Origin of the sequence: Algibacter pacificus (genome assembly GCF_008033385.1) — a bacterium.
GTDB lineage: Bacteria > Bacteroidota > Bacteroidia > Flavobacteriales > Flavobacteriaceae > Algibacter > Algibacter pacificus.
This window is the reverse complement of record NZ_VOGY01000021.1, coordinates 1-6536: the sequence shown is the minus strand read 5'-3', so window position 1 is coordinate 6536 and position 6536 is coordinate 1. Positions and strand designations below refer to the sequence as shown.

Annotated in this window: 9 protein-coding genes; 8 read left to right on the top strand and 1 reads right to left on the bottom strand. The window is 29.3% G+C overall.

The window, feature by feature from the left end; all coding sequences use genetic code 11:
- Nucleotides 1-228: 228 nt before the first annotated feature.
- The 8 genes from FQU21_RS16950 to FQU21_RS16915 all read left to right on the top strand — a co-directional run bounded on the left by FQU21_RS16950 (nt 229) and on the right by FQU21_RS16915 (nt 6127).
- Nucleotides 229-1305 (top strand): Fic family protein, encoded by a 1077-nt coding sequence (locus FQU21_RS16950; protein ID WP_147679199.1) that lies wholly within the window; start codon nt 229-231, stop codon nt 1303-1305.
- 170 nt (nt 1306-1475) lie between these two features.
- On the top strand, nt 1476-2039 hold the full coding sequence (locus FQU21_RS16945; protein WP_147679198.1) for a hypothetical protein: 564 nt from the start codon (nt 1476-1478) through the stop codon (nt 2037-2039).
- Nucleotides 2040-2052: 13 nt separating this feature from the next.
- Entirely contained in the window at nt 2053-2562 is a 510-nt protein-coding gene (locus FQU21_RS16940) for a hypothetical protein (RefSeq protein ID WP_147679197.1), read from the top strand.
- Nucleotides 2563-2575: 13 nt separating this feature from the next.
- Nucleotides 2576-2881 carry a hypothetical protein gene (locus tag FQU21_RS16935; protein WP_147679196.1) on the top strand — a complete coding sequence of 102 codons (306 nt, stop codon included), beginning with the start codon at nt 2576-2578 and terminating at the stop codon, nt 2879-2881.
- A 192-nt stretch (nt 2882-3073) separates the two neighbouring features.
- The gene (locus FQU21_RS16930; protein WP_147679195.1) at nt 3074-3469 is read left to right on the top strand and encodes a hypothetical protein; all 396 of its coding nucleotides are present in this window, start codon (nt 3074-3076) and stop codon (nt 3467-3469) included.
- Nucleotides 3470-3508: 39 nt separating this feature from the next.
- Nucleotides 3509-4549, top strand: a complete 1041-nt coding sequence (locus tag FQU21_RS16925; protein WP_147679194.1) for a WG repeat-containing protein — start codon at nt 3509-3511, stop codon at nt 4547-4549.
- Nucleotides 4550-4581: 32 nt separating this feature from the next.
- Complete coding sequence (locus FQU21_RS16920) at nt 4582-5064, top strand: hypothetical protein (protein ID WP_147679193.1); 483 nt, start codon at nt 4582-4584, stop codon at nt 5062-5064.
- 43 nt (nt 5065-5107) lie between these two features.
- Nucleotides 5108-6127, top strand: a complete 1020-nt coding sequence (locus FQU21_RS16915) for a hypothetical protein (protein ID WP_147679192.1) — start codon at nt 5108-5110, stop codon at nt 6125-6127.
- A gap of 94 nt (nt 6128-6221) precedes the next feature.
- Here the strand turns inward: FQU21_RS16915 and FQU21_RS16910 are convergent.
- A partial coding sequence (locus FQU21_RS16910; protein WP_187269411.1) for a transposase occupies nt 6222-6536 on the bottom strand: 315 nt, incomplete at its 5' end.

The window sequence follows — 6536 nt, the reverse complement described above, 5'->3', positions numbered from 1 at the left end:
ACTTATCTTTAGATTATAAAACACCTAATATGGTATACAAATTATCAGCCTAAATTCAATTTTTAACCTGTAGCCATATTTCAGGACAAGACATACCGTAGCACACTGAAAAAATTGAATGTAAATAATTTTTAAAAATCTTATCATACATTTTTTATATGTAAAGAAAAGTGAATTTTCTTATCAAAAGAATTATCTTTGTATAGAAAAATAGATTTTCTTATCACTATGAATAATTTCAAACTAGAAAAATTACCACTTACAAAAGATATTGAAACTAAAAATGTTTTAAAGAAACTTAATGAAGCACATAGAGCTTTAGCTGAATTAAAAGGTTTAGTTTCTAGTATTCCTAATGAACATATTTTAATAAATACTTTAGGACTTCAAGAAGCTAAGGATAGTTCTGAAATTGAAAATATCATTACAACACACGATGACCTTTACAAAGCTGAGTTAAATCTTGACGGTTTAAAATCATTAGATGCTAAGGAAGTACAAAATTACATTTCAGCATTAAAAATTGGTTATTCATTAATTTCCAAAAGAAATATATTAACCAACAATAACATTATTGAAATTCAAGCTGAACTTGAAAAAAATAATGCGGGATTTAGAAAAGTTCCTGGTACTGCTTTGAAAAATGCAACTACAGGAGAAGTTGTTTATACTCCTCCTCAAGATTATGAAACAATTAAAGAATTAATGACTAATCTTGAACAATTTACTAACGATGATAGTTTGTCAGACTTTGATCCTATTGTAAAAATGGCAATCATTCATTTTCAATTTGAAAGTATTCATCCTTTCTATGATGGAAACGGAAGAACTGGTAGAATTATAAATGTACTATATCTTGTAATGAAAGATTTATTGGATTTACCTATACTCTATCTTAGTAGATATATTATAGAAAATAAAGCTAAATATTATGAACTATTACAAGAAGTTAGAGAAACTGGGAATTGGGAAAATTGGTTATTATATGTTATTCAAGCTGTAGAGCAAACATCAAAACAAACAATCTCTACAATTAAAGAAATTCAAGTTTTAATGTTTGAATACAAACACTTAATAAGAGATAATTATAAATTTTATAGTCAAGATTTATTGAATAATTTATTCCAACATCCATACACTAAAATTGAATTTATAGAAAAAGATTTAGGTGTATCCAGAATAACTGCTGGAAATTATTTGAATAAGTTAGCAAAAGATGGAATTTTAATAAAACAAAAACTAGGAACAGGGAATTATTATATCAATCATAAATTATATACGATTCTGACAAACAAAGTACTTTAGCCAACACCGGCTAAAAAACATAGCTAAGGTTGTGCTTTCCCAATGTCTGTGTTTTATTTATTTTGTGTAATTTTAATCTGAAAAGTAATTGCTAGTCTAAACGCTACGTTTCCTAGCCAAACACGTTGGCAAACATTTTGAACTCAAGAGCAAATACAAGAATAAAACCCATGAAACAAACAATCTTAACACTTATACTATGTATAACATCACTAACCTTAACCTTTGCACAAGAAAAACAAAACGATGCCGCTTGGGAAGAAACTATAGGGTTTTTAAAAGAATATCTACCTCAGTTTTCAAATGATTTCATAGCATTGGATAAATGCAAAGATATTATCAGTCAGAGAATTCAATTTACAATTGATGATACAAAAATTTATAAAAAGACATCTGAAGAAGGAGTTGTTATTTTTGGAAACAATAGTTCTTCTGCTTTATATGCAAAGAATTATGAATTGAAATTATTGGAAATTGATAGTGTGTCTATTTCTGAAAGTGGAATTAAACTGCATGCAACAGACAAATATGTGCTAGAAAATAATAAAAAGAGAAACAGTTCATATTTATTTTTAAACTTAAGCTATTATTTCGCAGAATCTTATGAGTTTTGTAATAAAAAAGTACCAGAGGCAAAATATAATTTCAAAAGCGAAAAAGTTCAAAGATTATACAAAGCCTTAAATCACTTGGCTTATCTAGCAAGAGAAAAGAAGAAGAAAAACAAATTTTAAAAAAGCAAACCTCATGAAACATCTATTATTCCTTTTAGTACTTACGGTAAGTATAAATACTACAAAAGCACAAGACGCTACCTTACAAGAAACTATTGATTGGCTTAAAAGTTATGGACTTACAGATAATATAAATGTTAATAATGGAACTAGAATAAAATTATGGAATTTTATTCTAGACGATAATAAAGGAATAGACATTAGATGGTTAACAGAATACAAAGATAACGACTACTATGAATGGAAAGATAATCCTAAAGGTGTATTTAAGACTTATTTAGAAAACATTGAGAGTATAGAATTATACTCTGGTTCCGTTGTAATTAGCGTTAAACAATATTACTATGGGGAAGGTTTAGATAACATAGCTAGCCATAAGAATATTATTGTAGCATTTGATAATGATAATAATAAAGAAAAGCGTTTATTAAGTTTGTATAATGCTTTAAAGCACTTATTCTCATTTTACCCTGATAGCACTATCAAGTTTAGTAATAGAGTAGAATTAAAAAACAAATTTTAAAAAAGCAAACCCCATGAAACACCTATTATTACTTTTAGTACTTACGGTAAGTACAAATACTACAAAAGCACAAGACGCTACCTTACAAGAAACTACTGACTGGTTAAATATTTATGGGTCAAAGGAGAATGGAATATCATATTCTAATCCTGATAAAACTTACACAAATACATGGTATTTGACTAAAAAAAATGAAAAATTACATTTTGAACTAAAAAACTTTGAAAACGGAACAGAACTTTTAAAGGAAAGAAGTCGTTTTTTTATGATGATATCAATTGGATTCTCCTTTCTCAAATTGATCAATATTTTACGGTGACCATTGATTGTAAAGAAACAAAAGACCAGTTTGACCAGTATTATCTATCTTTTTTAAACAAAGAAAGCGCTATTAGTTTGTTTAAAGCTTTAAAACACTTAAATACCTTTTACAATCATGAAATACAATTTATAGACAAAATTAGACCTGACTTAAAAAACAAATTTTAAACTAAAAAAACACATAAAAACCATGAAAAAAATCATCACCATTTTAACATTAGTATTAGTTACTAGTGCTTTTGCGCAAGATAAACAATACACGTATTCTTATTCAATATCAGATATGAATAGTTCAAGCTGTACAAAAATTAAAGTGGCTTATTTTAGTCCTATAGTGTCTTATAACTTTACAGAAGACGAACCCTTTCATCATTATTATAAAATTCAAGGTAGCAAAATAGCAGAACGATGGGAAAACAAGGTAAAAGCCAATTTTAATTTAGAAAAATCGTTTTGCTACTATACAAAAACAGATTATTGGGAATCTAGTTATAATTCCATAGACGCTACAAGAGATAAGTGGATTGCATTTTACAAAAAACAAGGCTATAAAGTATATACAACCTATAATTTTGGTTTTAGATAATTGATAAATTATTAATAGGACGATAAACCACTTGATTTCATGAAGCGTACCTTAAAAAATGTAACTTTATTAGTAATATTCTTATCGTTTTCTGTTGCTATAATTGCACAGAAAAACATATCAGACAAACAAATCCTAAAACACATCAAAGGAAAAGAGATAGAATGGATTCCAGATACACCGAGCTATGCCAAAGTGAAAATGAAATCCACAAAAAAATGGGGCATTTATCATATTGAAGCTTATGAATATTCCGATGAAGAAATTGAGGAACTTCTTTTAGATGATAAGTTTGAAATAAACTTTGAAGAGGTTGTTGCGCCCAAATTCGATTCTATAAGCTGGTTTAAAGACATGGAACCTTTTGTTATTGTTAAAAATAATAAGAAGTACGGCATCCTTTTAAACCCTTATGAGATACCTGACGCTGTAGAAAGAGCAAATTGCATCTATGATGCTATTAAAGTGAAGGAAGTTGATGATAAGTATTATGCGCTTGTAAAGCAAAATGAAAAATGGGGATTGGTTGATTGGTTTGAAGATGTAGTTTTAGTAGATCCAACTTTTGATAATCCAGAAGATGTACCTTTGGTTTGGATAGAAGGTTGGGCAATCGACACCTTTAAAGAATCAAAGAAAAAATTAAAAGCAGATATACTTATTTTTGATGAAGGTAATAGCGATGGTGTGTTTAAAGCTAGGAATAAAGCCACTAAAAAATGGGGAATGTATCAATCTTTAGGTGAAAATGATTTAACAACACTGATACCTGCAAAATACGATAGCATTCGTTTTTTCGGATACAACTCAAAATACACAGCAGTTTACAACAAAGGTAAGGTAGGTATGCATTTGTCTTATTGGAGTTATAATGAAAACACAAAACTATCAGTACCTTGTGCTTATGAAGATTACAAAAATTTTGATGCAAATGGTGTACTAAAACTGGCTATGAAAAAAGACGGAAAATGGGGCTGGGTAAATTGGTTAACTGGCAAAGAAGAATCAGAATTTAAACACAAAACACTAGATAATTTGCCATATCCTTATTATAAACAAGACATTTGGATTGAAGACTAATAATTGATTTTTATTAATATAAAAACTTAAACATGAAGAAAAACATTTTATTTACAATGATTCTATTTATTGCCATTACCATGAGCAGTAAAGCACAAGAACAAATTTTCGAAATTGCACATGCTGAAGCATCTACTCCAAACGGATATGTTTTAGATGATATTAGTATTCATATCAAGTTTGAAAAAACTTCTAATGGCGACACCAAAATTTATGTTATACCAGACCTATGGAAAGTATCTTACAAGTATAACGGAAAAATTTACAAGTATGGCTCTTCACCCTTTAATAGTGAAAACCATAAAGATATGTTTGAGCCTAAATATACATCATTTTACATCTATCTTAGTAACGGCAAAAAACTAAAGGCGAGCATATGGCCTAAAGCCACTAAAGAATATCACTATTACGAATTACTATGCTGTAACAACACTTATAAAGTTAGCAAAATAGAACTTAACCCGAATCAAAATTTAACAAATGCAAACATTGAACGAATTGTAGAACAAAACTAACCTTAGATTTACTTATCTAAAAATAATCTGGTATTGATTTATTATGAATCTTCAACCCTTAAAAATACCATCAGGCTGGTCAGTTGATTGGAATTTGTTAACTGAAACAAATCCAACAGAAGATACCATACACGAGTTTACAGGTAGTTCTTTATTACTTATAACTTCACACACACGATTAAAAGCGATTGATGTATCATGGCGACCAGAAGGCGACATTAATGGTGCATACCAACTAAAGGTTATATGTTTGTTGCCAAAGTTCAATAGTAAAACAAATACGCTAGACTATGAAGGTGTTTGGGAAGAGCCAGAGGTAGAATTTTCTACTAAAAACCGATTAGAACTAGTCGATAAGCTAAATCATTTACTGCTTTATTTAAAACCTTATACAGATTCACGCATTTTGCTACAACCTGGTGTTGTAGACGAACCTAATGAATCTATAAGGCAAGAATTATTAACCAAAGGTTTAACGGAAGAGGTTGTAGCTAAAATAATGGCATCTAACAATAAAAAACTTCAGGAGTTACTATTAGACCATGAAGCTGTTTCTTATGCTGATGTAGAAAAATTATCGCAAAACGGCGCTACTAAAGGTGTTAAAAACAAAGCAAAGCAACTACTAAATAGTAAACAGTTTAGAAACAAAAAATCTGAAACAGCATTAGAAGTTGATAAACATAAACTCATTTCGGCAATTACAAATAAGATGGAAGCTGTTCTTGTAGAGTTAGAACACCTAAAACCAGAAAAAGAATTCACACTTAAAACTTATGAGCCCAATGGTTTTTGGAGTTTTCATTGGAAAAACACAAAACTATGGAAAACCGAGCATTATTTAAAAGAATGGTTTACAATTAGTTTATATGGTGATACAGATGCATTTTCATTAAGGGGATCTTATGGTATTAAAGATATTTTTGAACAACTTGAAGACAGGCATTTTCTTTATGAAGCAAAAACAATAGAAGCACTTTTTAAAATGGTTGAAACTATTAAAATACAAACCAAAGAAACTATTTTAAAAGCTATTGATCAAAAGTTTGATTCTAGTTATTAAAAAAAACGGTAGCCAACACCGGTAACCGTTGCACAAGCCCGTAATAAATAGTATAACTATAATTAAAAACCGTCTTTAGAGACGGTTTCTATTTTTATACACTTAAAATTTCAGGTGATTTATAAGGTCTTAAAAAGCTATAAATAGCTTTATAAAAGGTGTTTTTGAGACTAAAATAAAGCGCAAGCACTCCTGCACCACTTTTAGAGCGTTTTTCTATAAATTTCATATACTTTTTGAGGTTGTAAGCAATAGCGGAGAGCTGCATGCATTTATTAGCTTGCTTAATTCCAATGGTATTTACCTTTCTTAACCCCATAAATTGGGTAAGTGTGCCAAAGACAGGTTCTACGGTACTTTGCCGTTTTCCTTTCATATAGCGTCCATGATTACTTTCTACTCGGGCTAT

Bases quoted from the DNA above. Each gene is read 5' to 3' on its own strand.
- FQU21_RS16935 (WP_147679196.1), top strand. From the start codon at position 2,576: ATGAAACACCTATTATTACTTTTAGTACTTACGGTAAGTACAAATACT.
- FQU21_RS16950 (WP_147679199.1), top strand. From the start codon at position 229: ATGAATAATTTCAAACTAGAAAAATTACCACTTACAAAAGATATTGAA.
- FQU21_RS16925 (WP_147679194.1), top strand. From the start codon at position 3,509: ATGAAGCGTACCTTAAAAAATGTAACTTTATTAGTAATATTCTTATCG.
- FQU21_RS16920 (WP_147679193.1), top strand. From the start codon at position 4,582: ATGAAGAAAAACATTTTATTTACAATGATTCTATTTATTGCCATTACC.
- FQU21_RS16915 (WP_147679192.1), top strand. From the start codon at position 5,108: ATGAATCTTCAACCCTTAAAAATACCATCAGGCTGGTCAGTTGATTGG.
- FQU21_RS16940 (WP_147679197.1), top strand. From the start codon at position 2,053: ATGAAACATCTATTATTCCTTTTAGTACTTACGGTAAGTATAAATACT.
- FQU21_RS16930 (WP_147679195.1), top strand. From the start codon at position 3,074: ATGAAAAAAATCATCACCATTTTAACATTAGTATTAGTTACTAGTGCT.
- FQU21_RS16945 (WP_147679198.1), top strand. From the start codon at position 1,476: ATGAAACAAACAATCTTAACACTTATACTATGTATAACATCACTAACC.